18 protein-coding genes are annotated in these 24,884 nt (G+C 59.6%); 11 read left to right on the forward strand and 7 right to left on the reverse strand.

Features of this window, described 5'->3' with window-relative positions:
• Nucleotides 1-7 precede the first annotated feature (7 nt).
• Entirely contained in the window at nucleotides 8-2,284 is a 2,277-nt protein-coding gene (gene clpA / locus CTT34_RS05690) for an ATP-dependent Clp protease ATP-binding subunit ClpA (RefSeq protein ID WP_159341575.1), read from the forward strand.
• A gap of 153 nt (nucleotides 2,285-2,437) precedes the next feature.
• Here clpA and infA read toward each other — a convergent pair whose 3' ends face one another.
• From infA to aat, 3 genes are all read right to left on the reverse strand, one after another.
• Nucleotides 2,438-2,656, reverse strand: a complete 219-nt coding sequence (infA, locus tag CTT34_RS05695; RefSeq protein WP_007111068.1) for a translation initiation factor IF-1 — start codon at nucleotides 2,654-2,656, stop codon at nucleotides 2,438-2,440.
• 138 nt (nucleotides 2,657-2,794) lie between these two features.
• Nucleotides 2,795-3,529: an arginyltransferase gene (locus CTT34_RS05700; RefSeq protein WP_159341576.1), complete on the reverse strand. Its 735-nt coding sequence runs from the start codon at nucleotides 3,527-3,529 to the stop codon at nucleotides 2,795-2,797.
• Nucleotides 3,530-3,557: 28 nt separating this feature from the next.
• Entirely contained in the window at nucleotides 3,558-4,310 is a 753-nt protein-coding gene (aat, locus tag CTT34_RS05705) for a leucyl/phenylalanyl-tRNA--protein transferase (RefSeq protein ID WP_159341577.1), read from the reverse strand.
• A 117-nt stretch (nucleotides 4,311-4,427) separates the two neighbouring features.
• Here aat and CTT34_RS05710 point away from each other — a divergent pair, with 117 nt between their 5' ends.
• Nucleotides 4,428-7,697: a DNA translocase FtsK gene (locus CTT34_RS05710; protein ID WP_159341578.1), complete on the forward strand. Its 3,270-nt coding sequence runs from the start codon at nucleotides 4,428-4,430 to the stop codon at nucleotides 7,695-7,697.
• A gap of 148 nt (nucleotides 7,698-7,845) precedes the next feature.
• Nucleotides 7,846-8,502 carry an outer membrane lipoprotein periplasmic chaperone LolA gene (lolA, locus tag CTT34_RS05715; protein ID WP_159341579.1) on the forward strand — a complete coding sequence of 219 codons (657 nt, stop codon included), beginning with the start codon at nucleotides 7,846-7,848 and terminating at the stop codon, nucleotides 8,500-8,502.
• A gap of 64 nt (nucleotides 8,503-8,566) precedes the next feature.
• On the opposite strand, the gene CTT34_RS05720 is transcribed toward lolA, so the two are convergent.
• Nucleotides 8,567-9,892, reverse strand: a complete 1,326-nt coding sequence (locus tag CTT34_RS05720) for a replication-associated recombination protein A (RefSeq protein WP_159341580.1) — start codon at nucleotides 9,890-9,892, stop codon at nucleotides 8,567-8,569.
• 243 nt (nucleotides 9,893-10,135) lie between these two features.
• Here CTT34_RS05720 and CTT34_RS05725 point away from each other — a divergent pair, with 243 nt between their 5' ends.
• The 5 genes from CTT34_RS05725 (at nucleotide 10,136) to CTT34_RS05745 (ending at nucleotide 18,994) form a co-directional block, all read left to right on the forward strand.
• Nucleotides 10,136-10,681, forward strand: coding sequence for a hemerythrin domain-containing protein (locus CTT34_RS05725; RefSeq protein ID WP_159341581.1), 546 nt, complete (start codon nucleotides 10,136-10,138; stop codon nucleotides 10,679-10,681).
• A 160-nt stretch (nucleotides 10,682-10,841) separates the two neighbouring features.
• The gene (gene murI / locus CTT34_RS05730; RefSeq protein WP_159341582.1) at nucleotides 10,842-11,654 is read left to right on the forward strand and encodes a glutamate racemase; all 813 of its coding nucleotides are present in this window, start codon (nucleotides 10,842-10,844) and stop codon (nucleotides 11,652-11,654) included.
• Between the two features lie 42 nt (nucleotides 11,655-11,696).
• Nucleotides 11,697-12,806 (forward strand): tRNA (uridine(54)-C5)-methyltransferase TrmA, encoded by a 1,110-nt coding sequence (gene trmA / locus CTT34_RS05735; protein WP_159341583.1) that lies wholly within the window; start codon nucleotides 11,697-11,699, stop codon nucleotides 12,804-12,806.
• A 193-nt stretch (nucleotides 12,807-12,999) separates the two neighbouring features.
• The gene (locus CTT34_RS05740; protein ID WP_159341584.1) at nucleotides 13,000-17,823 is read left to right on the forward strand and encodes an NAD-glutamate dehydrogenase; all 4,824 of its coding nucleotides are present in this window, start codon (nucleotides 13,000-13,002) and stop codon (nucleotides 17,821-17,823) included.
• Between the two features lie 154 nt (nucleotides 17,824-17,977).
• Nucleotides 17,978-18,994: a quinone-dependent dihydroorotate dehydrogenase gene (locus CTT34_RS05745; RefSeq protein WP_159341585.1), complete on the forward strand. Its 1,017-nt coding sequence runs from the start codon at nucleotides 17,978-17,980 to the stop codon at nucleotides 18,992-18,994.
• 95 nt (nucleotides 18,995-19,089) lie between these two features.
• Here CTT34_RS05745 and rmf read toward each other — a convergent pair whose 3' ends face one another.
• Nucleotides 19,090-19,299, reverse strand: a complete 210-nt coding sequence (gene rmf / locus CTT34_RS05750; protein WP_159341586.1) for a ribosome modulation factor — start codon at nucleotides 19,297-19,299, stop codon at nucleotides 19,090-19,092.
• Between the two features lie 388 nt (nucleotides 19,300-19,687).
• On the opposite strand from rmf, the gene rlmKL reads away from it, so the two are divergent.
• Together rlmKL and CTT34_RS05760 are read left to right on the forward strand one after the other, a co-directional pair.
• Nucleotides 19,688-21,898: a bifunctional 23S rRNA (guanine(2069)-N(7))-methyltransferase RlmK/23S rRNA (guanine(2445)-N(2))-methyltransferase RlmL gene (rlmKL, locus tag CTT34_RS05755; RefSeq protein ID WP_159341587.1), complete on the forward strand. Its 2,211-nt coding sequence runs from the start codon at nucleotides 19,688-19,690 to the stop codon at nucleotides 21,896-21,898.
• A 34-nt stretch (nucleotides 21,899-21,932) separates the two neighbouring features.
• Entirely contained in the window at nucleotides 21,933-22,268 is a 336-nt protein-coding gene (locus tag CTT34_RS05760; RefSeq protein ID WP_159341588.1) for a glutaredoxin family protein, read from the forward strand.
• 34 nt (nucleotides 22,269-22,302) lie between these two features.
• On the opposite strand, the gene CTT34_RS05765 is transcribed toward CTT34_RS05760, so the two are convergent.
• Nucleotides 22,303-22,584, reverse strand: a complete 282-nt coding sequence (locus CTT34_RS05765) for a hypothetical protein (RefSeq protein ID WP_139525487.1) — start codon at nucleotides 22,582-22,584, stop codon at nucleotides 22,303-22,305.
• An 84-nt stretch (nucleotides 22,585-22,668) separates the two neighbouring features.
• Between CTT34_RS05765 and pdxB the strand changes: the two genes are divergently transcribed.
• Nucleotides 22,669-23,814, forward strand: coding sequence for a 4-phosphoerythronate dehydrogenase PdxB (gene pdxB / locus CTT34_RS05770; RefSeq protein ID WP_159341589.1), 1,146 nt, complete (start codon nucleotides 22,669-22,671; stop codon nucleotides 23,812-23,814).
• 76 nt (nucleotides 23,815-23,890) lie between these two features.
• On the opposite strand, the gene htpX is transcribed toward pdxB, so the two are convergent.
• Complete coding sequence (gene htpX, locus CTT34_RS05775) at nucleotides 23,891-24,796, reverse strand: protease HtpX (protein WP_159341590.1); 906 nt, start codon at nucleotides 24,794-24,796, stop codon at nucleotides 23,891-23,893.
• Between the last annotated feature and the right edge of the window lie 88 nt (nucleotides 24,797-24,884).

Here is a 24,884-nt window from a genome sequence, read left to right on the forward strand (position 1 = left end):
GACTGCCATGCTGAGCAAAGAACTTGAACTGACCCTGAACACGGCCTTCACCGTGGCTCGCTCAAAGCGCCACGAATTCATGACCGTTGAGCACCTGCTTCTGGCGCTGCTGGACAATGCTTCTGCGGTGGATGTGCTGAAGGCGTGCGGGGCAAACCTCGACAAGCTGCGGTCCGATCTGCAGGATTTCATTAACTCGACCACACCGCTGATCCCCGAGGGTCAGGGTGATCGTGAAACACAGCCGACGCTGGGCTTCCAACGCGTGCTTCAGCGTGCGGTGTTCCATGTGCAATCGTCAGGTAAGAGCGAAGTCACTGGCGCTAACGTCTTAGTGGCGATTTTCTCTGAGCAAGAGAGTCAAGCGGTCTATTTCCTGAAGCAGCAGAGTGTGGCGCGGGTCGATGCGGTGAACTACATCGCTCACGGCATCTCGAAAGTCTCCGGTCATGGCCCGTCGCCGTCTCCCTCGTCTCAAGAGAACGACGATGCGGAAGAGGGCAGCGCCGAAGGGGCTGCGCATCCGCTCACCGGCTATGCTACTAACCTCAACGAGCAGGCGCGCCAAGGTAAAATCGACCCGCTGATTGGTCGTGATCACGAGCTCGAGCGGGTGGTGCAGATTTTGGCCCGTCGCCGTAAAAACAATCCGCTGCTCGTGGGTGAGGCCGGTGTCGGTAAAACCGCCATCGCCGAAGGATTGGCCAAGCGCATCGTCGAAGAAGACGTGCCGGAAGTCATCGCCGATGCAGTCGTCTACTCCCTCGATATGGGTGCACTGCTGGCGGGCACCAAGTACCGCGGCGACTTCGAGAAGCGTCTCAAGAGCCTGTTGAGCGAGCTGCGCAAGCAGCCCAATGCCGTCCTGTTCATCGATGAGATTCACACGGTGATTGGTGCAGGCGCTGCCTCGGGTGGCGTGATGGATGCGTCCAATCTGCTGAAACCGCTGCTCTCCTCAGGCGAGCTGCGCTGCATTGGTTCGACCACGTTCCAGGAGTTTCGCGGTATCTTCGAAAAAGATCGTGCTCTGGCGCGCCGTTTCCAAAAGGTCGACGTGTTGGCGCCGTCCGTGGAAGACACCATCAAGATTCTCAAAGGGCTACGTTCGCGCTTCGAGGAGCACCACGAACTGAAGTACACCGATGGCGCTCTGGAAAGTGCGGCGCGTCTGGCAGATCGCTACATCAATGATCGTTTCTTGCCTGACAAAGCGATCGATGTGATTGACGAAGCGGGCGCGCATCAGCGGATGCTGCCTCCAGAAGTGCGTGCAAACACGATCGACGTGGAGCAGGTGGAAGCCGTCGTGGCCTCCATTGCGCGGATTCCGCCGAAGAGTGTTTCTAGCTCGGATCGTAAGCAGCTCGAGAAGCTGGACCGCGATCTGAAAATGCTGGTGTTTGGACAGGATGAAGCCATCGACTCACTGTCGGCGGCCATCAAGCTCTCGCGCGCAGGGCTGAAGTCTCCTGATAAACCCGTCGGCAGCTTCCTGTTTGCTGGCCCGACTGGGGTGGGTAAAACGGAAGTGGCCAAGCAGCTGGCGCATATCATGGGTATCGAGTTGGTGCGCTTCGATATGTCGGAGTACATGGAGCGTCACACCGTATCGCGGTTGATCGGTGCTCCTCCTGGCTATGTGGGGTACGATCAAGGCGGTCTGCTGACCGAAGCGATCACCAAGCAGCCTCACTGCGTATTGCTTCTTGATGAGATCGAAAAAGCGCACCCAGAGGTCTTCAACCTGTTGCTGCAGGTCATGGACCATGGGCGTCTGACGGATAACAACGGCCGCGAGGCAGACTTCCGCCACGTAATTCTGATCATGACCTCGAACGCCGGGGCCGAGCAGGCGTCGCGTCGCTCCATCGGCTTCCAGAGCCAGGATCATTCGACGGATGCGATGGAAGTGATTCGTCGGACATTCTCGCCCGAATTCCGCAACCGCTTGGACGGTATTATCCAGTTCCATGCCTTGCCCACCACGGTGGTGCGCAACGTCGTCGACAAGTTCCTTATCGAGCTACAGGCGCAGCTGGACGAGAAGCGCGTACAGCTGGACGTAGACGACACCGCGCGGGATTGGCTGGCAGAGAAAGGTTATGACCCGGATATGGGTGCAAGGCCGATGGCTCGCTTGATCCAAGAGAAGCTCAAGAAGCCACTTGCAGAAATGATTCTGTTCGGGGAGCTGGCCGAGCACGGCGGTATCGTGCATGTCAGCTTGGAAGAGGGAGAGCTTCGCCTCTCGACAGAGTCGGAGATGGCAGATGCGCCCTGAAAAGGGCGCTAAGATGACCGACAAGCAGTAACGCACAGCGCCCTGTCTTCGACGGGGCGTTGTCGTTTCCAGGGAGCGGCGCCGTAATTACGCGGTACGAATAGCCGTGGGGCGTGTCTGCGAGCAGACGTTGCTTGAGGGCACTAGCAAGGCTTAGCGCGAGCGGTAAACGATACGGCCTTTGGACAGATCGTAGGGCGTCAACTCTACCTTGACCTTGTCGCCAGTCAGAATGCGGATGTAGTTTTTACGCATTTTGCCAGAGATGTGAGCCGTCACGACATGGCCGTTTTCCAGCTCAACCCGGAACATGGTGTTGGGAAGGGTATCAACAATAACGCCTTCCATTTCAATATGATCTTCGCGTGCCATATAGGCAGATCCTCACTTATTTTACATCGTGGATAGTCGAATGAGTGTTTCCGACGGCGTCGACACAAACCAGCACGCCTAAGAAACAGCGCTATATTGTGCCGTAAGCCTGCCGTCAAGGCAAAAAAGCTGGCCAGATTAGCGCATCAACGGTCGCCAATGACGCCCGTCCAGCAGCTCGATAGGCGAAAACGCCTGCTTGTAACGCATCTTGCGGCACTCTTCGATCCAGTAACCGAGATAAAGATGCGGCAACCGTTTCTCTTGGCACAGTTCGATCAGCTTTAAAATCGCCAAGGTGCCAAAGGAGCGCCTCTCCAGGGCTTCGTCCACTTTGAAAAACGTATAAATGGCCGATAGCCCGTGCTCGAGCTGATCGAAGGCTGCCACCGCTACCAACTCGCCTTCCAGGTACATTTCCAGCAGATGCGCATACGGCTCTTCTAGCGTCAAGAACGTTCGATATTGATCGCGGCTAGGCGGAAACATGTCGCCGTCGGCGTGTCGCTGTCGAATGTAGTCGGCGTAGAGGGCATAGTGCGCTGCATCGAAACGCGCTGGGATGACGCGGGTCTCGATATCGGCGTTGCGCCGCCAGACTTTTCGCTGGGTGCGATTGGCGCGGAAGTCATTGACCGGAATCCGCACCGATCGACAAGCGTTGCATCCCTCGCAGTGGGGGCGGTATAAGTGGCGTCCGCTGCGTCGAAAGCCCAGTAGCGACAACGAATCGTACACCCCAGGCACGGGCGACTCCTGAGGGTCGAGAAACAGCGTGGTTGCCTCTTTGCCTGGCAGATAGCTGCAGGCGTGAGGAACGGTTAGGAAGAAGCGCAAATCCCGCACGGGGCGGCGAGGAGCGTTACTACTCACGGCTTGCCTCCTTGGTCATGAACGGCAGTCACTCTGTTGCTGCGGTGCCTGATGCAATCGCGGCGAGCCACGGCGAGTCGGGGACGCTCGGCACTTGATCCGCAGCGCTGGCCAAGCAAAATGCTTTGTCTGGCAACCACTCTTCAAGATAGTTGATGAACGTACTGCGGGCGACTGTCGTTGCGCCCAGGCTGGCCAGGTGCGGCGTGTGCATTTGGCAGTCGATCAGCTTGCCGCCATGGGTGTGCATGGCGCTTGCCAAATGGGCCAAAGCAATTTTAGAGGCGTCGGGCTGGCGTGAAAACATCGACTCGCCGAAAAATACTGGTCCCATCGCCAAGCCATAGAGCCCGCCCACCAACTGGCCGCCGTGGTGGACTTCGACGCTGTGGGCAATGCCCAACGCATGTAGACGCTGGTAGGCGTGGCGCATCTCTGGATGGATCCAGGTGCCAGGCGCGTCTTTGCGCGGGGCGGCGCAGCCTTCGATCACTTGCGTGAAGTGTTGATTCAGCGTCACGTGAAAGCCACCATGTCGCAGCCGTTTAGCTAGGCTGCGGCGTCGTTTAAACTGTGCAGGCAGCAGGATCATGCGCGGATCTGGGCTCCACCATAAAATGGGGTCATCGTCGCTATACCAAGGAAATATCCCTTTTCGGTAAGCGTCTACCAGCCAGGCTGGTGTAAGCTCTCCACCGGCAGCCAGCAGGCCGTTAGGGTTATCCAACGCCCGCTCGGTGGAAGGAAAAGTGGGGTGTGGCGATGAGAGCCAAGGTAGCATCGCTTGCTCCTGTTGCTAGTGGCGTCCGTCGAAGCGCTGTGACGGCGGAAGGATGCTCGGTATGATGCAAACTCGCAAGTGGATTAAAGACACCGTGTGGTGTAAAGGGAGAATCGCTTGAAAGTAAATAAGGCGGTAGACAAGCGAACGCAGCGGCAGTCGCGTCAGTCACCATCGAGTTCTCAATCATCGACGCGGGTCAATGCCGCGAAGGACAAGGCGCGCCGTTTTGGCCTGCGCCTGCAGGGCTCCGCCCGTGAAGGGGTGGTGGTCGTCATGCTGGCGCTGTGCGTCTTCTTGTTATTAGCGCTGTTTAGTTATCACCCTGCCGACCCTGGCTGGTCGTATCAAGGTCCGGAAACCGAGGTGCGCAATTGGATGGGGCCGGTCGGAGCTTGGCTGGCCGATGTGCTTTATTCGCTGCTCGGAGCGAGCGCGCTCTGGTGGCCGGGCATGTTTGGTTACGCCGCCTGGTGGCTAATGCGCTCACGCCAGGTGCGCTTCGAATTAGACCCCGTGGCGATTGCCGTGCGGGCGGGTGGCCTTGTGCTGCTGATGTTCGGCACGACCATGTTGGGCGCCTTGCACTTTTATCACCCCGATAGCATTTTGCCCTATGCCTCCGGCGGTATCCTGGGAGAGGGGCTCGTGGGCACCTTGAAACCCCTCGTCAGTAGCGGCGGCGTGGGCCTGATCGCGGCAGCGCTCATCCTGATTGGGTTTCCGCTGTTTAGTGGCATGTCGTGGCTACAGATTGCCGATGAAGTCGGTCGTAAGCTTTGCCGTATCGGCGGTTGGTTTGGCGAGCGTCGTGCCAAGCGGCGCGAAAAGCGTGCCGAACGTGCTGCCGTGCGTGCAGCGGCCAAGGCGGCGTCCAACAAAGTGAAGCAGCGCTCCTGGGCAGAGCCGAGCGATACGAGTACTGACCCTGTCGATGAAGAGGTCGATGAGGAGAAAGCGACAGTCGCTCCGCGCATCCGTGAAGCCCCCGAGCCACCCGTGCGTGCTGCCGTGAGTGAGCGTTCACCAGCCGGTCGTCGTGAGCGCCGTGAGCCGAGCTTCACGGCACCCGCCGAAGAGGAAGAGGCGTCGTCGGTCACCGATACGTCGATTCCTTGGGAAGCGGCTGCTGTGCTGAGCGAGCGTTACGCACCGCCCCCTCCCGCTGCTGCCGTATCTCAAGACCCCGAGCCGGAGACAGCGCCTGCTCCGAAGGTGACGCCAGAGAAAGACGCGCCCGACGAGCCGATCATGCCGCTCTCCGCGCGCACACCGGAGGACGTCGAGGAGCCTGCTCCAGAGCCAACGCCCTCTATCGCCGATACTGAGGTACCGCTCGAAGCGTCCGAGGCATCCTCGCCAAACGCACAGGCGTTTGCGACCAAGCCCGTGGGTGAGCCAGAGCCTGCAGTACATCAGAAAGAGAGTGAGTACTCACCTCTAAACGCCAGCGAGGAGCAGGCAAGCGACGTCTATGCCCCGACCGTGCCGTTGCGCGCAACTCGCGATGAACACGACGAGCAAGAGTCATCTGTACCCATCGCGCCGGGGACGGTGACGCGTCGTTCGGAACCAGAGCCAGAACCAGAACCCCGCACGCTGCGCAGTGAGGCGCATCCACCTGCCTATCAGGCGTCTCCCATGTCAGCGGAGCCGCGCCGAGAGCGTGTGCCTGAGGTAGTGCCCGAGCCGGTGTGGGAGGACGATGACGAGGAGCTCCCGATCCGTCCGGCCACCGCTCCGCAGGCTGCGGCCAGCGCCCGGCATGAACCCACGTTCTCGACCGACTCGGTGGACGAGGAGGCCGATAACGGTCCCACCCTCTGGACCGTCGAACACCTGCAGAGCCAGCGTCCGGCCTTTGAAACGCTGCCAGAGCCCGAGGGGGATGTGCCCAGTTTGCAGCTACTTACGCCACCGGAGCCGCATCAGCCGAACTATACCGACGAGCAGCTTGCCGACATGGCCGAGCTACTGGAAGTACGGTTACGGGAGTACGGCGTCAAAGCCGAGGTAGTGGATACCTGGCCCGGCCCGGTCATTACCCGCTTCGAAATCAAACCGGCTGCTGGGGTAAAAGTCTCCAAAATCAGTAATTTGGCGAAAGATCTTGCGCGCTCGCTGATGGTGAAGAGCGTTCGCGTGGTCGAGGTCATTCCCGGTCGGCCCACGGTGGGCATCGAGATCCCTAACCCGCACCGTGCCATGATTCGACTGCGCGAAGTGATCGACTCGGACCGCTACCAGCAGGAGAGCTCGCCGCTCACGATGGCGCTTGGCCAGGATATCGGCGGAGGCCCGGTGGTCGCGAACTTGGGCAAAATGCCCCATCTGCTGGTGGCCGGTACGACCGGTTCGGGGAAATCGGTGGGCGTCAACGCGATGCTGATCTCTATGCTGCTCAAGGCCAAGCCCGACGAGCTCAAGTTGATCATGGTCGATCCCAAGATGCTGGAGCTGTCGGTGTATGACGGCATACCGCACTTGCTGGCTCCGGTCGTCACCGATATGAAAGAGGCCGCCAACAGCCTGCGCTGGTGCGTGGCCGAGATGGAGCGCCGTTACAAGCTGATGGCTGCCATGGGTGTGCGCAACATCGCCGGATTCAACGCGCGCCTCGATGAAGCTGAGCGCGCGGGTGCCCAGGTCGCCGACCCGTTGTGGGAGCCGCAGCCTTGGGAGATGCACCAAACACCGCCGGTGCTGGAAAAGCTGCCCTACATCGTGGTGGTCATCGATGAGTTTGCCGATATGTTCATGATCGTCGGCAAAAAGGTCGAAGAGCTCATCGCGCGACTGGCACAGAAAGCGCGGGCCGCCGGTATCCATCTGATTCTGGCCACCCAGCGCCCCTCGGTGGATGTGGTGACCGGTCTGATCAAGGCGAACATTCCGTCACGGATGGCGTTCCAGGTCTCCTCACGGATCGATTCGCGCACCATTCTCGATCAGGGCGGTGCCGAAAGCCTGTTGGGTCATGGCGATATGCTCTACTTGCCCGCGGGCTCCGGTCCGCCGAATCGTGTCCATGGTGCCTTCGTGGACGACGATGAAGTCCACCGGGTGGTCGATGACTGGAAACGTCGCGGTGAGCCGGAGTACATCGAAGAGATTCTCTCCGGCGGCGTATCTGCCGATGCGCTAACCGGGCTCGAAGCGGAAGGCGTCGACGGTGACGATGCCGAACAAGATGCCCTCTACGATGAAGCGGTGCAGTTCGTTACCGAGACCCGCAAGGCGTCCATTTCCGCCGTACAGCGGCGCTTTAAGATCGGCTATAACCGCGCGGCGCGGTTAGTCGAAGCCATGGAGGGCGCGGGTGTGGTCTCTTCCATGGGAACCAACGGTGCCCGCGAGGTGCTGGCGCCGCCACCGGTGGGCCACTGAGCGTGACCACACCAACCATGCAACAAGCGTGAAAGTCGCGCCGCTGGTGAAACCCCGCGGCGCGTTTCGCGTCTGAGGGGCATAGGGAGCTTTTTTACGCTCTTTGCCTCGTCCGCTATTCGGCAATGATTGCCTAGGGAGAAAGAACATGCGCGAACCCTCTAACCGCCGCTCACCGGCCTTGGCACTGGCAGCCAGTGCGCTCGGTCTGACCTTTGCTGCCCCCATGGCAGCCTGGGCCAATGAAGCTGCAGAACGGCTCACCGAACGCCTAGATCCGCTGGAAAACTACCATGCCACCTTCGAACAGCAGATTCTCGATGGAGGCGGTGATCGTTTGCAGAGCGCGCGTGGGGAAATGTGGCTGTCGCGTCCCGGCATGTTGCGCTGGGAAGTCGAGGCGCCCTATTCACAAACCGTGGTTTCCGACGGTGAGGACGTTTATCTCTACGACCCCGACCTGGAGCAGGTGACGGTACAGGCGATGGATGACCGGGTCACCCACACGCCCGCGCTGCTGCTATCAGGCAGTGCCGACGAGCTGACCGAAAGCTACGATGTGTTCTACGAGCAGCAGGATGGCGACGATGTCTTTACCTTGATGCCTACGCTGGCAGATACGCTGTTTGAAGAGCTCAGTATGGTGTTCGACGGCGATACCCTCACCGAGCTGTGGATGATGGACAGCACCGGTCAGCGCACCGCCATTACCTTTAGCGACATTACTCGCAACGGTAATATCGACCGCGAACTGTTCGATTTCCAAATTCCGGAAGGCACGGACGTTATTCGCGAAGAGATGTAGAGAGCGAGTCCGTAGAGAAGGGCGGGCGTGTTCAGCCCCGCCTGTGATGTGACGATCGGGCGCTCTATGGCGCTCGATCTGCTTCCTGGTCGCGCTCTTCCCGCCACGCCATGATCTCTGCGAAGCGTTTCTCCTGTCCAAATGCGCTCGGCTCGTAGAAGCGTGCGTTGGGCACGTCTTCCGGCCAGCAGTTGTGGGCGCAGCCTGCTGGATAACCGTTCGGCTCGTTATGGGCGTAACGGTAGCCCTCACCATGACCCAGCTGCTCCATCAATTTGGTGGGCGCATTACGCAAGTAGGTGGGCACCTCTACCTGCGGCTGCTGTTGCACGAACTGCTGGGCGCTCTTCCAGGCGCGGTCGATGCGGTTGCTTTTGGGAGCCACCGCTAAATGAATGGCCGCGTGAGCAATCGCCCGCTGGCCTTCATAATCACCTAGCCTTAAATAGGCATCCCAGGCAGCGATGACCAACGGCAGCGCGCGCGGGTCGGCATTGCCGACGTCTTCGGAGGCAATGGCGGTCAAACGCCGCACGATGTCCAGCGGGTCACCACCGCCCTGAATGAAGCGTGCCATATAGAGAAGCGCAGCATCGGGGCGGGAGGAGCGAATCGATTTATGAATCGCCGATAGCAGGTCGTAATAGGCATCGCCCTGTTTATCGAACGCGCTGGATTGATGGCCCACTACATCCGCCAGCACCGCTTTGCGCAGCACGTCACGCCCATTCTGCCGTTCGGTGAAGTCACAGGCGGTTTCAAGCAGCCCCAGGGCGCGCCGGGCATCCCCCGCGCTGGCGTGTGCCAATGCTGCCAATACGCCGGGCTCCACCTCGATGGCCCGTTTGCCCAGCCCGCGCTGCGTGTCGGCAAGCGCTTGCTCCATCACCTCGATCAGCTCTTGCGGTGTCAAGGATTTCAGCACGTAGACGCGCGCTCTGGAGAGCAGCGCCGAATTCACCTCGAACGAGGGGTTTTCGGTGGTGGCACCAATCAGCGTTAACAAGCCGGACTCTACGTGAGGCAGCAGCGCATCCTGCTGGCTCTTGTTCAAACGGTGAATCTCATCTAAAAAGAGAAGCGTGGGCGCGGTGCGCTGGCGTGCGCGCTCCACCACCGAACGAATCTCTTTGACGCCAGCCATTACCGCACTTAGGTGCTCGAGATGGGCGTCGGACGCCCGTGCCAACAGCTCTGCAAGGGTGGTCTTACCAACGCCGGGTGGGCCCCACAAAATCATCGAGCGCACTACCCCCGACTCGGCCATACGGCGCAGCGGCTTGTCTGGCCCAACGAGTGCCTGCTGGCCGATGTAGTCATCCAGGGTCAACGGGCGCATGCGATAGGCTAGCGGGGCCTCGTCCCCGGGGGTTGCATCAAAAAGATCCATATAAACTTCCGTTGTAAATCGAGACGTTGAACGACCAACGCTTAACAAGTGTCTGTGGTAAATAGCGTAACGTCAGGCTACCTTTTGGCATAACCGTGAATAAGCGCCCGTCCTGTGTGGATCAATCTAGAGGCGCATGGCAAGGATTAACGCTAGTGTAGTAGAACCCAGCTCATGATCGCGTGCCTATTGCTTTTGTAGGGAGAGAGCAGCAGGCATGACACTTACGAAGGAGACGGCACGATGTTAAACCAACTGCGTCTAGATCATGCCAACATGGCGCGAATGCTCCATGTGCTGCAGCTAAAGCATAAAACCTTGGCCAGCGGTGAGCGGCCTGACTTCCAATTGATGCGCGAAGTCGTGGACTACATTCTGTCCTACATGGATGGTTTTGCAACGCCGCTGGAGCGGATCTGTGTCGAGCGGCTGCAGGTTCAGGCTCCGGAACACCTGCCTCTGATGGAGCAGATGGCCAGCGATTATCGTGAGCTCAAGCCCCGTTTGATGCGCCTTTCCCATGATATCGACATGATTCTCATGGATAACATTCTGCCGATGGATCGCTTTGCCGAAGATCTCAAGGCGTACCTGGACGCGCATCGCGGCTATCTTCGCCACGAGCGTGAAGGGCTTTTCCCGCTGATCGACAAACACTTCAGCGAAGAGGACATGGAAGAGCTTCGTCAGGCCCTGCCGGACGGTGCCGAAAAAGAGCTGGAGCGGCTTCAGCTTGCCTACCCTGAGCTATACGCCGAGCTGTGCGGGGCTGATGTGCCCGCGCTGTAAGTGCGATCCCATGTGAATCCTTCTGTGCCGAACGGGGCGTGTTAAACTAGCGCCCCGTTTTTATGGGCGGCTGACACGTTACGCCAACGCGTGACGTGACTGGCCATGGGGCGTTGCGTAGCGCTGGGATTTAACAATGCGGATGGGCAGGTGAGGGGTAATGTCAGGGCCAATACTGATTTTTGATTCCGGCGTGGGCGGGCTGTCCGTTGCCCATGCGCTGCGCCAGCACTATCCCTCGGCTGCCCTTTGCTACGCCTGCGATAACGCTTGGCTTCCTTACGGGCTGCGTGACGACACGACGCTAGCCGAGCGCATCATCACGGTATGCCAAGCGGCGGTAACAGCCTGCCAGGCTAGCGTGCTTGTCGTGGCGTGTAATACCGCCAGCACCCTCGCTTTGGAGGGGCTGCGCCAAGCGCTTTCGATTCCAGTGATTGGCACCGTACCGGCGATCAAACCGGCGGCGCAATTGAGTGCCACGCGGCATATCGGTTTACTGGCCACGACGGCCACGGTGAATCGCCCCTATACCCAAGGGTTGATCGATAGCTTCGCCAGCGATTGCCGCGTCACCAAAATAGCGGCAGATGCCCTGGTAACGGAAGCCGAAGCGTGGCTAGCGGGCGTGCCTCTCGACATGTCGCGTGTGCAGCAGGCGCTGACGCCCCTATGGCAAGCCACCAAGGCGCACCCCGCGCTGGATACCGTGGTGCTGGGCTGCACCCATTTTCCGCTACTGCAGCCGCAGTTGGTCACGCTGGCCCCGGTGCCGATTACCTGGGTCGATTCCGGCGATGCCATTGCCCGCCGGGTCGGGCAAGTTGCCACCACGCTGGTCAGCAGCGCCCACGATGGTCGCTGCTACACGACAGCGCCCGCTACCGCGTTGACCGATGGCTTCGCCCGCTACGGCTTTCAGCCACCACGGCTGCTGGCGCTGCCCGATGCCCGTGAGGCTGTCGACCAGTAAAGCGCCTTTTTAGACGTTCACCATGAGTAATGAGGAGCCACCTTGGCGATCCCGACTGTAGATCCAGCACGCTACGACGAGCAGCTGGCCGAAAAGCAAGCCTACGTGGCCAGCACCTTCGCCGCGTTCGATACACCTGAACTGGAGGTGTACCCCTCGCCGCCCAGCCACTATCGCCAGCGCTGCGAGTTCCGTATTTGGCATGAAGAGGATGACCTGTTCTATGCCATGTTCGAGGTCGACCCGGAGAACCCCAAGAACAAACGCGTCGTGCGCCTCGATCAGTTTCCAGTCGCCAGCGCCCAGATCAACGCGCTGATGCCCAAGCTACGTGAGGCATGCCTGGCCAGCGACGAACTGCGCCGCCGTCTGTTTCAGGTGGAGTTTCTCACCACGCTGTCCGGCCAAGCGCTGGTGACATTGATTTATCACCGCCCGCTGGGGGAGGCCTGGGAGGCAGAAGCGCGTGCCCTGGAGAAAGCGCTGGATATCATGATCATTGGCCGCTCCCGCAAGCAGCGTCTGGTACTGACCCAGGATCACGTATGGGAGCGGCTCACGGTGGATGGCCGCACGCTGCACTACCAGCAGGTAGAAAACAGCTTTACCCAGCCCAATGCCCACATTTGCCAAACCATGCTGAGCTGGGCCAAAGAGGTGACGCAAGGTCGCCAAGCAGAGGATCTGGTGGAGCTCTACTGCGGCAACGGCAACTTCACGATTGCTCTGGCCGACAATTTCCGCCGCGTACTGGCGACTGAAATCTCGCGCACCTCGGTGGCTAGCGCCAACGTCAATCTCGAGGCCAACGGCGTGACCAATGCCCACGTAGCGCGCATGTCGGCGGAAGAGTTTGCGCTGGCGTTGAAGGGCGAGAAGACCGGCCGCCGCGTGGCCGACATGGCCCTCGACGAGTACGACTTCACGACTGTGCTGGTCGATCCACCCCGAGCGGGGCTGGATGAGCAGAGCTGCCATCAAATCAGCGAATACGCGCAAATCGTCTATATTTCATGCAACCCGGTCACACTGGCCGAGAACTTAGCGCTGCTGACCAAGACCCACGACATCGAGCGATTCGCGCTATTTGACCAGTTTCCGTTTACCCACCACTGTGAATGTGGCGTGCTGCTCACTCGACGCGCGTCTTGAACAAACGCACATGAGCGGCGAGGAACTTGTCAATAGTGCTTATGATGCACAAGCGGCATACACCATGAATAACCTGTCAGATGGTTAGGGTGGCGATGATGGGTAGCGTAAGCTAACGGGTAGTGTGGCCTAAAGGCCTATTGTCCTTCGTTTTTTTGGCCTAAGTAGTGGCCCCAGGCAGTCGAGGTGATGGATGCATTACGTTGCGATCGAAGAGAGTCGGCGGGATCTTTTAAAGCAGCTACAAGAGCGCTTGGAAGCGCGACTGGAGCCAGCGCGGGCGGCCGACATCGAAGCCTTTGCGCGCCACTTTTATGCCACGGTGCCGGTAGAAGACTTGGTCGACCGTCGCTTGGACGATCTGTACGGTGCGACGCTGTCCATCTGGCAATTTCTCCAGCACCATGATCCGAAAAGCCCTAAAGTCCGTATCTTCAATCCGGATTTCGAAGAGCACGGCTGGCAGTCTACCCACACCTTCGTGGCGGTGCTGCATGAAGACATGCCGTTTTTGGTCGACTCCGTGCGCATCGAACTCAACCGTCGCGGCCTAACGGTACACGCCATTCAAAACGCCGTGTTCGCTGTGGCCCGTGATAGCCAGCATCAGCTGAAGGCGCTCACCTCTCCCAAAGATGAGAATGCACCGGACGCCCGTGAATCGCTGATCGTCATCGAAGTTGATCGCCACACCGATGCCGAGTCTCTGGCAAAAATCGAGCGTAACCTGCAAGAAGTCCTACGGGACGTGCGTACCGCCGTGGGCGATTTCGATGCCATGTGCGGTCAAATCACCTCCGCCATTCAAGAGCTGGAAAAAAACTGCCCGCCGCAGATCGACCCGGACGACCATGAAGAGGCCATCGCTTTCCTGGAGTGGTTGCTGAAAGATAACTTCACCTTCCTGGGCTACGATGAGTACCTGCTGGAAGGCAACGAGCTGCAGCGTGATCCCAACAGCGTGCTGGGTGTGTTCCGGTTGGACCAGCCGCGCTACCGTGAGCGTATCCGCACCGAAGAGGGCATCGATGAGCACGATGACTATGTGCTGGTGCCGCAGCTGCTCTCGTTCGCTAAAAGTGCCCACCACTCCCGCGTGCATCGGCCAACGTACCCGGACTACATCACCGTCGACCGCTACGACGATGACGGCAACGTGATCGGTGAGCGTCGCTTCTTTGGCTTGTTCACCGCCACGGTGTACAACGAGTCGCCGCGCAATATTCCGTTGCTACGCCGCAAACTCAAGGCCGTGATGGATATCGCGGGCTTCAACCCCCAGGGCCACAACGGCAAACAGCTCTTGCAGGTGCTGGAAGTCTACCCACGAGACGATCTGTTCCAGATCAGCACCGAATCCTTGGCCAGCACGGCGCTGGGTATTCTCAACATTCGCGAGCGCCGTCAGGTGCGGCTATTCATCCGCGCCGATGTCAGCGGTAAGTTCTACTCCTGCTTGGTGTTCGTGCCGCGCGACGTCTTCTCGACCGACCTTCGCCAGCGCATTCAGGGCATGCTGTGCGATGAGCTCGACGCCCACTTTGGCGACTTCAACACCTATTTATCCGAGTCGGTGCTGGCGCGTATCCAACTGATCCTGCGCTTCAACGGCGATGCCCCGAGCCAATACGATCTCAAACGTCTGGAGAGTAAAGTCGCTCGCTTAGCCCGCAGCTGGCGCGATGACCTGCAGGCGGCGATGATCGAAGGCTTCGGTGAAGAGCGTGCGAACCACCTAATCGATCAGTTCCACGATGCGTTCTCCGCCAGCTATCGGGAAGATTTCAACGCTCGCACGGCCGTGTTCGATGTCCAGCACCTGCTGAATCTGGATAACGGCGACGATCTCTCGCTCTCGCTTTATCGCCCGCTGGAAGAGCAGGCGGGCGGCATGAACCTGAAGTTGTTCCACCGCGAATCGCAAATTCCGCTCTCTGACGTGCTGCCAATGATGGAAAATCTGGGGCTGCGCGTGATTGGCGAGCGCCCCTACGATATCAATGCCCCACAGCAGCGCTACTGGATTCACGATTTCGAGCTGGAGCATAGCCGTGAAGGCGTCAATCTCAGCGAAATGCGCGATACCTTCAGCGAAGCGTTCAAGCGTATTTGGGCAGGCGAGGCCGATAACGACGCCTTCAACCGCCTGATCATCGGCGCTGGGCTGGACTGGCGCGAAGTGGCCATGCTGCGCGGCTACGCCCGCTACCTGAAGCAGATTCGCTTCGGTATGTCGCAAGACTACATTGCCGCAACGCTGGCCAACTATCCGGCCATTACCCAGACCCTGGTAGAGCTGTTCCGCTTGCGTTTCGACCCGGCCCTGCAGTCCAGCAGTGTCGATGATTGCCTTGCGCGACTCAACGAGCACCTGGAAGGCGTTGCCAGTCTCAACGACGACCAACTGCTGCGCCGCTTCATGGAGTTGATTCAAGCGACGCTGCGCACCAACTACTACCAGACCACCGACGATGGCCGCTACAAGGATTACATTGCCTACAAGCTAGAGCCATCGAAAGTCACTGGGATGCCCAAGCCGCGTCCGGCGTTCGAGATCTTCGTCTGCTCGCCGCGGGTCGAAGGCGTTCACCTGCGCGGTGGTAAAGTGGCGCGGGGTGGCCTGCGCTGGTCGGACCGTCTTGAAGATTTCCGGACCGAAGTGCTAGGCCTCGTGAAAGCGCAGCAGGTGAAAAACGCAGTCATCGTGCCCGTCGGCGCGAAGGGCGGTTTCGTATGCAAGCGCATGCCGGAAAACGCCGACCGCGAAACCCAGCAAAAGGAGGGGATCGCCTGCTACCAAATCTTCATTCGCGCGCTGTTAGACGTCACCGACAACCTCGTAGGTGGCGAGGTAGTGCCGCCGCAAAACGTCGTGCGTCACGATGATGACGATACCTACTTGGTGGTTGCTGCCGATAAAGGCACCGCGACCTTCTCCGATATCGCCAACGCGATTTCGGTGGAGTACGGTCACTGGCTAGGCGACGCCTTTGCTTCCGGTGGTGCCAACGGCTACGACCACAAGAAGATGGCGATCACGGCTCGTGGGGCGTGGGAATCCGTGAAGCGCCACTTCAAGAACCTGGGCGTGAATACCCAAGAAGATCTGTTTACCGTGGTGGGTATCGGAGACATGGCGGGGGACGTGTTCGGTAACGGCATGCTGCTCTCCGACAAGATCCAACTGGTGGGCGCCTTCAACCATCTGCACATCTTCGTCGACCCGAACCCGGATGCCGCAGCGGCCTTTGCCGAGCGTAAGCGCCTGTTCGATCTGCCGCGCTCCAGCTGGGAAGATTACAGCAGCGAACTGATCTCCCAAGGGGGCGGCGTATTCAGCCGCAGCGCCAAGTCGATCACCATCACGCCGGAAATGCAGCAAGCGTTTGGGATCGAAGACGCTCGCCTGTCGCCCAACGACCTGATTCGCGCCATGCTCAAAGCGAAGGTCGATCTGATTTGGAACGGCGGTATCGGTACTTACGTGAAGAGTTCTGAAGAGACCGATGCAGACGTGGGCGACAAAGCCAACGATGCGCTGCGTATCAACGGTAAAGAATTGAACTGCCGCGTGGTCGGCGAGGGCGGTAACCTGGGTCTGACCCAGCGTGGCCGGATGGAAGCCGCCGCCAACGGGGTACGCGTCTACACCGACTTTATCGACAACGCGGGCGGCGTGAACTGCTCGGATCACGAGGTCAACATCAAAATCTTGATCGATGAAGTGGTCAAGCGTGGCGATATGACCGACAAGCAGCGTAACCAGCTGCTGGCCGACATGACCGAAGAGGTCGCCGACCTGGTGATTCTGGATAACTACCGCCAGACCCAGGCGCTGGACCTGTCGGAGATCTTGTCTCACCAGGGCATGGGGCCGTACCGTCGCTTCATCAGCGAGCTGGAGTCCGCCGGTCAAATCGACCGCGAGCTGGAGTTCCTGCCCGCCGATGACGTGCTCAAAGAGCGCGCCAGCAACAATCAGGGCATGCGCTTACCGGAACTGTCGGTGCTGATCTCCTACGCCAAGAGCACCCTGAAGGGCGACTTGATCAACTCCGACGTGCCGGACGACCTCTATATCCATCGTCACCTGGAGCGTCTCTTCCCGGCCGTGCTCACCGAGCGTTATCAGAGCGAGATGTACGATCACCGTCTGAAGCGTGAAATCGTCGCCACGCAGGTGGCCAACGATCTCGTCGATCACATGGGCATCGTCTTCGTACGCCGCTTGATGGACTCGACGGGCGCTGGCCGCGCCGATATCGCCCGCGCGTACGTGGTGGCTCGCGACGCCTTCAACCTGCCGTCACTGTGGGCGCAGATCGAAGCGTTGGATAACCAAGTGCCGAGCCGTGTGCAGTACTCCATGATGCTGGACCTGATGCGTATGATCCGCCGCGCTACGCGCTGGTTCCTGCGTCAGCATCTGGGGCTCTCGACCCAGGACACCATCGAGTACTTCGGTCCGCGCTTGGCGCAGTTGCAGGAGGGCATCGGCGAGCTGCTCAGCGGCGAAGAGCAGGCCGTATGGCGTCAGCGCTGCGACGAGCTGCAAGCAGCCGGCGTGCCGGAAGCACTGGCCGCTACGGTGGCCGCCGCGCCCAGCCTCTACGCTGGTCTGGGCATCATTCAGGCCGCACGGATCACCAACGAGAAACCCCAGCGGGTGGCCGAGGTGTTCTACGAAATCGGCAGCCGCCTAGAGCTACCTTGGATGATCCAACAGGTCACGCATCTGGAAGTTCGCGACGCCTGGCAGGCCCAGGCGCGGGAAACCTTCCGCGACGACATTGACCGCCAGCAGCTGGCGCTGACCACCAGCGTCCTGAAGTTGGAGGCGGGCAGCCGCGATACCCAAGAGCGAGTAGCCCAGTGGCTAGAGCAGCATGCCGAGCTACACCGTCGCTGGTGCCGCTTGATCGACGAAGTGCGCGGTGGCAGTGAAGGTGGATTCGCACTGTTTGCCGTGGCCGTGCGTGAGTTGGTCGACCTCGCCGAGAGCGACAGCGAAGCGTAAGCCGCAACGCGTACTCAGCGACTCGCTGTACGCTCGTGGAAAAGCCGCGCCCTGGTAGACCAAGGCGCGGCTTTTTTCATCCTGCGAAGCCCGGGCGATGTGAGCTATACTGCGCCCGCTCGCATGTCGCCCACCGCTTAGGAGAGTCTTGCCGATGTACCCAATTGCCCGCTCGCTGCTGTTTCGCCTGGACCCCGAAACCACCCATGGCATGGCGCTGAACGCGCTCGACGCTTTGCACAAAGTGGGCGGTATTCAGCGGCTGTATGGTGAGCCGGTGAGTGACCCTATCGAACTCATGGGGTTACGTTTTCCTAATCGGGTCGGGCTGGCGGCCGGGCTGGACAAGAACGCCGACCATCTCGATGCGCTGGGCGAGCTGGGGTTTGGTTTTGTGGAAGTGGGCACCGTGACGCCCAAAGCCCAACCGGGCAACCCGAAACCACGCCTGTTTCGGCTGGCTGGGCATGAGGCGATCATCAACCGCTTCGGGTTCAACAACAAAGGGGTGGCGCATCTCGTTGCCCAGGTCAAAAAGCGCCACTACAACGGCATTGTCGGTATCAACATCGGTAAGAATCTGACGACATCGGTAGAGCATGCCTTGGATGATTACCTGCTGTGCCTCGACGCCGTTCATGGCGCGGCGGACTACATTGCGGTGAATATCTCGTCACCCAATACGCCGGGGCTACGCACGCTGCAGTTTGGCGAACAGTTAGACGCGCTGCTGGGGCCGATTCGTGAGAAAAGCCGAGAGCTGAACGGCCAAGCAGGCCGAAACGTGCCGCTGCTGGTAAAAATCGCACCGGACATGAGCGAAGAGGAAGTCGCGCTGGTGGCTGGCAGCATTGCGCGCAACGAGCTGGACGGCGTGATTGCGACCAATACCACCGTCTCCCGTGACGCCGTGCAGGACGACCCTCAAGCCCAAGAGGCTGGGGGACTTTCGGGTAAGCCGGTGTTCGAGGCATCCAATACGGTCATCCGTTTGCTGCGCGCACATCTGCCGATGCTGCCGATCATTGGCGTAGGCGGTATCGATAGCGGCGAGGCGGCCAGGGCGAAAATAGCCGCGGGAGCGGATGTCGTACAACTCTACTCAGGGCTGATCTACCAAGGGCCTGGTCTGGTGAGGCAGTGTGTCGAGGCGCTAAAGCAGCAGGGCTAACACCGCAGTGTTGAGAGGATACGTGGTGTTGAGACGATAAAAAGCCCGCTTGGTAGCGGGCTCCGTCTCCAATGTTTGGGTAAAAGGTAAATAAACTAGGTCATGACCATGGGGTTTTTGTGAATGCCGGAAACGCCGATCATTCCATCCCACTGGTCGCCGCGACCTTCACGCCAACCGCTCATCCAATACTCGCGTAAATTGACATCTTGACTGGGACAATCATCACGGGAGCGACCCGTAATGCCCGCTTTGTAGCCGTGAACATAAGCCCGTTGGAAGCGATCACGTTTTTGTCGTTTCATTGGCTAACCTCTTTGCATGAAAGCCTTTGATAAGAAGCAGTGCGTAAGGCAACGTAGTAACAGCAGGCCCGCAGGCGCGCTTTACCAGGATTGCCAACTCCACTTCGAGAGGTGACTTCAAGTTCAAGAGCGAGCTGCTGCCTCAGCGCTAATGCCTAGCACTCACGTGCTGAACGGGCGAAGCGGCAAGCTCAGACAAGCCATGGGTCGTTATCGGCGTTTTGAAACAGACACGATAGAGACCCTGACAAGCAACGCATGCGTTTTTAGTAGCTACCCTCTTATTGTTAGACCATGATGGGGTCACTTGTCGACCATCAAATTGTCATAAGACATACATTCATTTGCCATATATAGGAATATCGCGCGGTTACGCGCGGCGATCATCATGACCGAGCTGAGCCAAACTGCCCCTCTTAATCTCCTGGCGACCTGCCCCAAAGGCATCGAAGGCCTGCTGGCGGATGAACTGTCGGCCCTGGGCGCCGAACTGGGTAAAACCACTGTGGCGGGGGTCTATTTTTCTGCCGATCAAGCCACTGCCTACCGGGTTTGTTTATGGTCCCGCCTAGCGAACCGCGTGATTCTGCTATTGGCGCGTGAAGCGATGATAGAGACCGCCGAGCAGGTGCGCGACGTGGTTGCGCGCATCGCCTGGAGCCAGCATCTTGCCCCCGGCAAGACCCTGGCCGTGGATTTTCATGGCCGCAGCGACCATATTCGCCACACGCGCTTCGGCGCACAAACGGTGAAAGATGGCGTGGTGGATGCGCTGCAGCTGGCCGGTCAAGAACGGCCCAATGTCGATACCAAAACCCCCGACCTGCGTATTTACGCCCACCTGCACCGGGCCAATCTGAGCCTGGGGATTGATCTCTCTGGCGAGAGCCTGCACCGCCGTGGCTACCGCCGCGATGTGGGCCACGCGCCGCTTAAAGAGAACCTAGCGGCAGCGCTGCTGGTGCGGGCCGGCTGGCCGGAGCGGGCCAAAGCGGGCGAGCCATTGATCGATCCGCTATGTGGGGCAGGAACGCTGCTGATCGAAGCGGCGCTGATGGCGGCTGACCAAGCCCCTAACCTGAACCGCGAGCGGTTTGGCTTTCACGGCTGGGCAGGCCATCAAGACGCTGTGTGGAGTGAGTTAAAACGCGAAGCCGAAGCACGCGCCTCCATTGGCCGAAAACGCTGCAAAACGGAACTGTTGGGCTTCGATCAAAGCCCGGCAGCACTGACTGCCGCCAAGTCTAATGCCATGCGGGCGGGCATTCCGGCGTTAATTACGCTCCATGGTCAGAGTCTGGCTCAACTGAGCCGACCAGACACCCTGACCGCCGAGCAGGGGCTAATGATCACCAACCCGCCCTACGGCGAGCGCTTGGGCGAGCTGCCGGAACTGGTGCGGCTCTATGCCCAACTAGGTGAAAAAGCCAAAGCACTGTTCCCAGGCTGGACGCTGGCGCTGTTTACCGGCAACCCGGATCTTGGCCACCGCTTAGGCCTGCGTGCCCATAAACAGTACGCACTGAAAAACGGCGCGCTGGATGCCAAACTGCTGTTAATGGAGATTGGCAGCTCCCGCCCTGCGCCTGAGAAGAGCGGTGAGCCGACAGACGCGGGCGTAGCGCCTCAGGCAAGCCGTACGGTAAAACCGGCGGTGTCGGAAAATGCGCAGATGTTTGCCAATCGTCTGGCGAAAAACCAGAAACGGCTAAAAAAGTGGCTGAAGCAGAGCGGTGAGACCTGCTACCGCATTTATGATGCCGATATGCCGGAGTACGCGCTGGCGGTGGATCGTTACGGCGACCGCGTACATGTGCAGGAGTACGCCGCGCCCAGCTCTATTAATCCGGCGCAGGCGCAAAAACGGCTGTTCGATGCCCTGGACGTGCTGCCTGAGGCGCTGGGTGTCGACCCCAGTAAGATTTACGTCAAGCGCCGCGAGCGGCAAACCGGTGCGGCCCAGTACCAAAAGCGCGATGCCAGCGGCGAGCGTTTTGAAGTGCAGGAGGGTAGCGCACGACTATGGGTCAACCTGCGCGATTACTTGGATACCGGCCTGTTTCTAGATCACCGTCCGGTACGCCGGATGCTCGGCGAGATGGCCAGCGGCAAGCGCTTTCTCAACTTATTCTGCTATACCGCGACGGCCACTGTGCAAGCCGCGCTAGGCGGGGCCAGCGACAGCGTTAGCGTGGATATGTCCAACACCTACTTGGAGTGGGCGCGGGACAACTTTGCGCTCAATAAGCTTGACCCTAGGCTTCACCGCGTGGTGCGGGATGACTGCTTCCGCTGGCTGGAAACCGCCAACGCGCAGTTTGATCTGATCTTTATGGACCCGCCGACCTTCTCGAACTCGAAGAAGATGCGCGACACGCTGGATGTTCAGCGCGACCATCCGCGTTTGGTGGAACTGGCCATGGCACGCCTGGCCCCCGGCGGTACGCTGGTGTTCTCCAACAACCAGCGGCGCTTTAAGCTGGATGAAGCGCTAAGCGAGCGCTACGCGGTAGAGGAGATCACCACGCGCACCTTCGACCCGGATTTCCAGCGGCGCACCAACCTGCACCACGTGTTTTTGCTGCGCCACTCTTCATGAGCCACTCCTCCTGAGCCGATAAAGAGCAAGGGCGATGATTGAACTATCGATTTACACGACGCTGGGGTGCCATTTGTGCGCCCAGCTAGAGGCGCTGGTGGCCACACTGGCTAATCAAGAGGTGAGGTTGCACCACATCGAGATCAGCGACGACGACGCGCTGGTGGAGCAATACGGCACGCGGATTCCGGTACTGGTGGATGCCAACGGGGTTGAGCTGGATCGCGGCTTCGATGTGGCGCGTTTAAGCCACTGGTTGAACGAGCGGGGCTGGTTGGATGAGGCGGCACTTGCCGCGCTCACCACGCCGCCAGAACACGCGCCCCCTGTGGGGGCGCATCAGCGCAACGGGCGGCGCTTCTTAGGCTAATGAAGCGGGGAGAGTCGTCTAAAAGAGTGATGCGTCAGAGCGCGTCTAATAGCGACAGCTGGCGCATCGCTTCTTGGCCTTCCGGTGTATGGTCGGCGGCTTCCAGCACTTTGCGAAACCCGCGTGAGGATTGAATCGTCGTTTCATCCTCTAGCCACATCTCTGCTTGCTCCAGAGTGTCCGCCAACTGGTGTTTCAACCCGCCAAACTGGGTGCCGATTTGCCCCCAGGCGCGGCTGAAAATCCAGTCGCCGAACATATCCTGGTGAATATGCACCAACACATAGTCATGGTCGGTTTCCCAGCGTACGATCACACCCATCTCCTTAACCACTGCTTGATCACGCCTGCACAGCAAGCCATTGCGGGCGTATTGTAAAGCCCGGATACCAAAACGCCTATGAAACTTGTTATCGACGCTAATATCCCCGCTGCCGACGCCTGTTTTGGAGGCCTAGGGTTGCTGCACCGCCTGCCGGGCCGTGAGATCCGAGCGGCAGACGTGAAAAACGCCGATGCGCTGATCGTGCGCTCCATCACTCAGGTGAATCGCGCACTGCTGGCGAACAGCCCGGTACGTTTTGTGGGCACCTGCACTATTGGCACCGACCATATTGATCTTGATTATCTCAAAGAGCGCAATATTGGCTTTGCCAGCGCGCCAGGGTGCAATGCGGAGGCGGTGGTGGACTATGTGCTCAGCAGCCTGCTGGCTGTGAGCGAGCGAGAAAGCTGGCCGCTGCTGGAGCGAACCGTGGGTATCGTCGGGGCAGGCAACGTGGGTAGCCGCTTACAGCGCCGTTTACAGGGGCTTGGCGTGGCGGTACGGGTGTGCGATCCACCCAGAGCAGAACAAGAGGGCGCAAGCGGCTTTGTGTCACTCGATAAACTGATTGATGAGTGCGATGTGATTTGCCTGCACACCCCGCTGGTGAAGGCTGGCCCTCACGCCACCTATCAACTGCTGAACGCTCAGCGCATCAACGAGCTGGCCCCTGGTACGCTGCTGCTAAACGCTGGGCGTGGCGACTGCATTGATGGCCTAGCGCTGCGTAGCCGTTTGGCAGGGAAGGGCGATATCACCGCCGTGTTGGACGTTTGGGAAGACGAGCCGGGCATTGATGCCGGGCTGCGCGATTTGGTCACTTTAGCAACGCCGCATATTGCCGGGCATAGTCTGGATGGTAAGCTGCGCGGCACCTGGATGATTCAACAGGCGTTGGCAGCACAGTTAAACCTGCCCAGCGGTATGCCGTTTAGCGAACTCTGCCCGCCGCCAGCGCTGGCCACCCTCACGCTGCAGAGCGCATTGCCGGTGGAAGATGCACTTCGGCTGTGTGTTCGGGCCGTGTATGACGTGCGCCGTGACCACGATGCGTTGCAGCGTCAGGTGATGCACCAGGGGATTGCCAAGGGCTTTGATAGCTGCCGCGCCAACTACCCGCTGCGCCGCGAGTTTGCCACGCTGACCGTTTACCTGGAGAACGATGCGGTGTCATTGCAGCCATCGCTGCAGGCAGCCGGTTTTCAGGTGCGCTGCGGCTAACTCACCTTATGGGTTTGTTTAAATGCGCAAGGCCCGCATTGGCGGGCCTTGGCGTATCTTATCAAGCGTTCACAGCTTACTGACGGTACGCGGCTTCTTTCAGGGCGCGAATGCGGTCATCCAGCGGCGGGTGGCTGGCGAACAGCTGCTCGACCAGCGAGCGGGTCTGACCTTTGGTGATGGCCATCGCGCGCAGGGTGTCCGGCATTTGATCGGGCATCTCGGTTTCGGCTTTCAGGCGTGCCAAGGCGTTGACCATCGCACCAGTGCCAGCCAAGCGGGCACCCGCTTCATCGGCACGGTACTCGCGGTAGCGGGAGAACCAGGCCACAATCGCGGAAGCAACGATGCCAAATACAATCTCTGCTACCATCACCACTGCAAAGTAGCCCATGAAGCCTAGGCCACCTTCGCCGTCGCTGCGGCTTTTCAGGAAGCTATCGACCAAGTGAGCGACAACGCGGGCAAAGAACATGACGAAGGTGTTCACCACGCCCTGGATCAGCGCTAGCGTCACCATGTCGCCGTTAGCCACGTGGCCAATTTCGTGCGCCAGCACCGCGCGGACTTCTTCAGGACGCATGCGGTTGAGCAAGCCTGCCGATACCGCTACCAGGGCATCGTTTTTATTCCAGCCGGTGGCAAAGGCGTTGGACTGCTGGGCGGGGAAGATACCCACTTCCGGGGTTTTAATGCCCGCTTCGCGGGAAAGCTCGGCCACGGTATCCACCAGCCACTGTTCGGTGGAGTTCGACGGGTTTTCGATAATCACGGTACCCGTCGAGCGCTTTGCCATCCATTTGGAGATGAACAGCGATACCAGCGAGCCCGCCATACCGAACACAAAGCAGAAGATCAGTAGGCTGGTAAAGTTAATGCCCTGGCTACTGAGATAGCTCTCAACACCCAACAGTCGCAGCGTGATGCTGGCAACCAGCAGCACGGCAATGTTGGTGGCTAGAAACAGCACGATTCGCATCATGGCTTAGGGTCTCCCTCAAGGTCATAACAAGTGTCAATGGACTGATGGCTTAGATACGTGCTTTGCATGACAGTTTCAAGTCGCTGTT

The organism is Halomonas meridiana, assembly GCF_009846525.1.
Classification (GTDB): Bacteria; Pseudomonadota; Gammaproteobacteria; order Pseudomonadales; family Halomonadaceae; genus Vreelandella.

Excerpts from the sequence above, each read along its gene's own strand:
- aat (WP_159341577.1), bottom strand. The coding sequence starts at position 4,310 with ATGCTACCTTGGCTCTCATCGCCACACCCCACTTTTCCTTCCACCGAG.
- rlmKL (WP_159341587.1), top strand. The coding sequence starts at position 19,688 with ATGACCGAGCTGAGCCAAACTGCCCCTCTTAATCTCCTGGCGACCTGC.
- htpX (WP_159341590.1), bottom strand. The coding sequence starts at position 24,796 with ATGATGCGAATCGTGCTGTTTCTAGCCACCAACATTGCCGTGCTGCTG.
- lolA (WP_159341579.1), top strand. The coding sequence starts at position 7,846 with ATGCGCGAACCCTCTAACCGCCGCTCACCGGCCTTGGCACTGGCAGCC.
- pdxB (WP_159341589.1), top strand. The coding sequence starts at position 22,669 with ATGAAACTTGTTATCGACGCTAATATCCCCGCTGCCGACGCCTGTTTT.
- CTT34_RS05740 (WP_159341584.1), top strand. The coding sequence starts at position 13,000 with ATGCATTACGTTGCGATCGAAGAGAGTCGGCGGGATCTTTTAAAGCAG.
- murI (WP_159341582.1), top strand. The coding sequence starts at position 10,842 with ATGTCAGGGCCAATACTGATTTTTGATTCCGGCGTGGGCGGGCTGTCC.
- CTT34_RS05760 (WP_159341588.1), top strand. The coding sequence starts at position 21,933 with ATGATTGAACTATCGATTTACACGACGCTGGGGTGCCATTTGTGCGCC.
- infA (WP_007111068.1), bottom strand. The coding sequence starts at position 2,656 with ATGGCACGCGAAGATCATATTGAAATGGAAGGCGTTATTGTTGATACC.
- CTT34_RS05720 (WP_159341580.1), bottom strand. The coding sequence starts at position 9,892 with ATGGATCTTTTTGATGCAACCCCCGGGGACGAGGCCCCGCTAGCCTAT.
- CTT34_RS05745 (WP_159341585.1), top strand. The coding sequence starts at position 17,978 with ATGTACCCAATTGCCCGCTCGCTGCTGTTTCGCCTGGACCCCGAAACC.
- rmf (WP_159341586.1), bottom strand. The coding sequence starts at position 19,299 with ATGAAACGACAAAAACGTGATCGCTTCCAACGGGCTTATGTTCACGGC.
- CTT34_RS05725 (WP_159341581.1), top strand. The coding sequence starts at position 10,136 with ATGTTAAACCAACTGCGTCTAGATCATGCCAACATGGCGCGAATGCTC.
- clpA (WP_159341575.1), top strand. The coding sequence starts at position 8 with ATGCTGAGCAAAGAACTTGAACTGACCCTGAACACGGCCTTCACCGTG.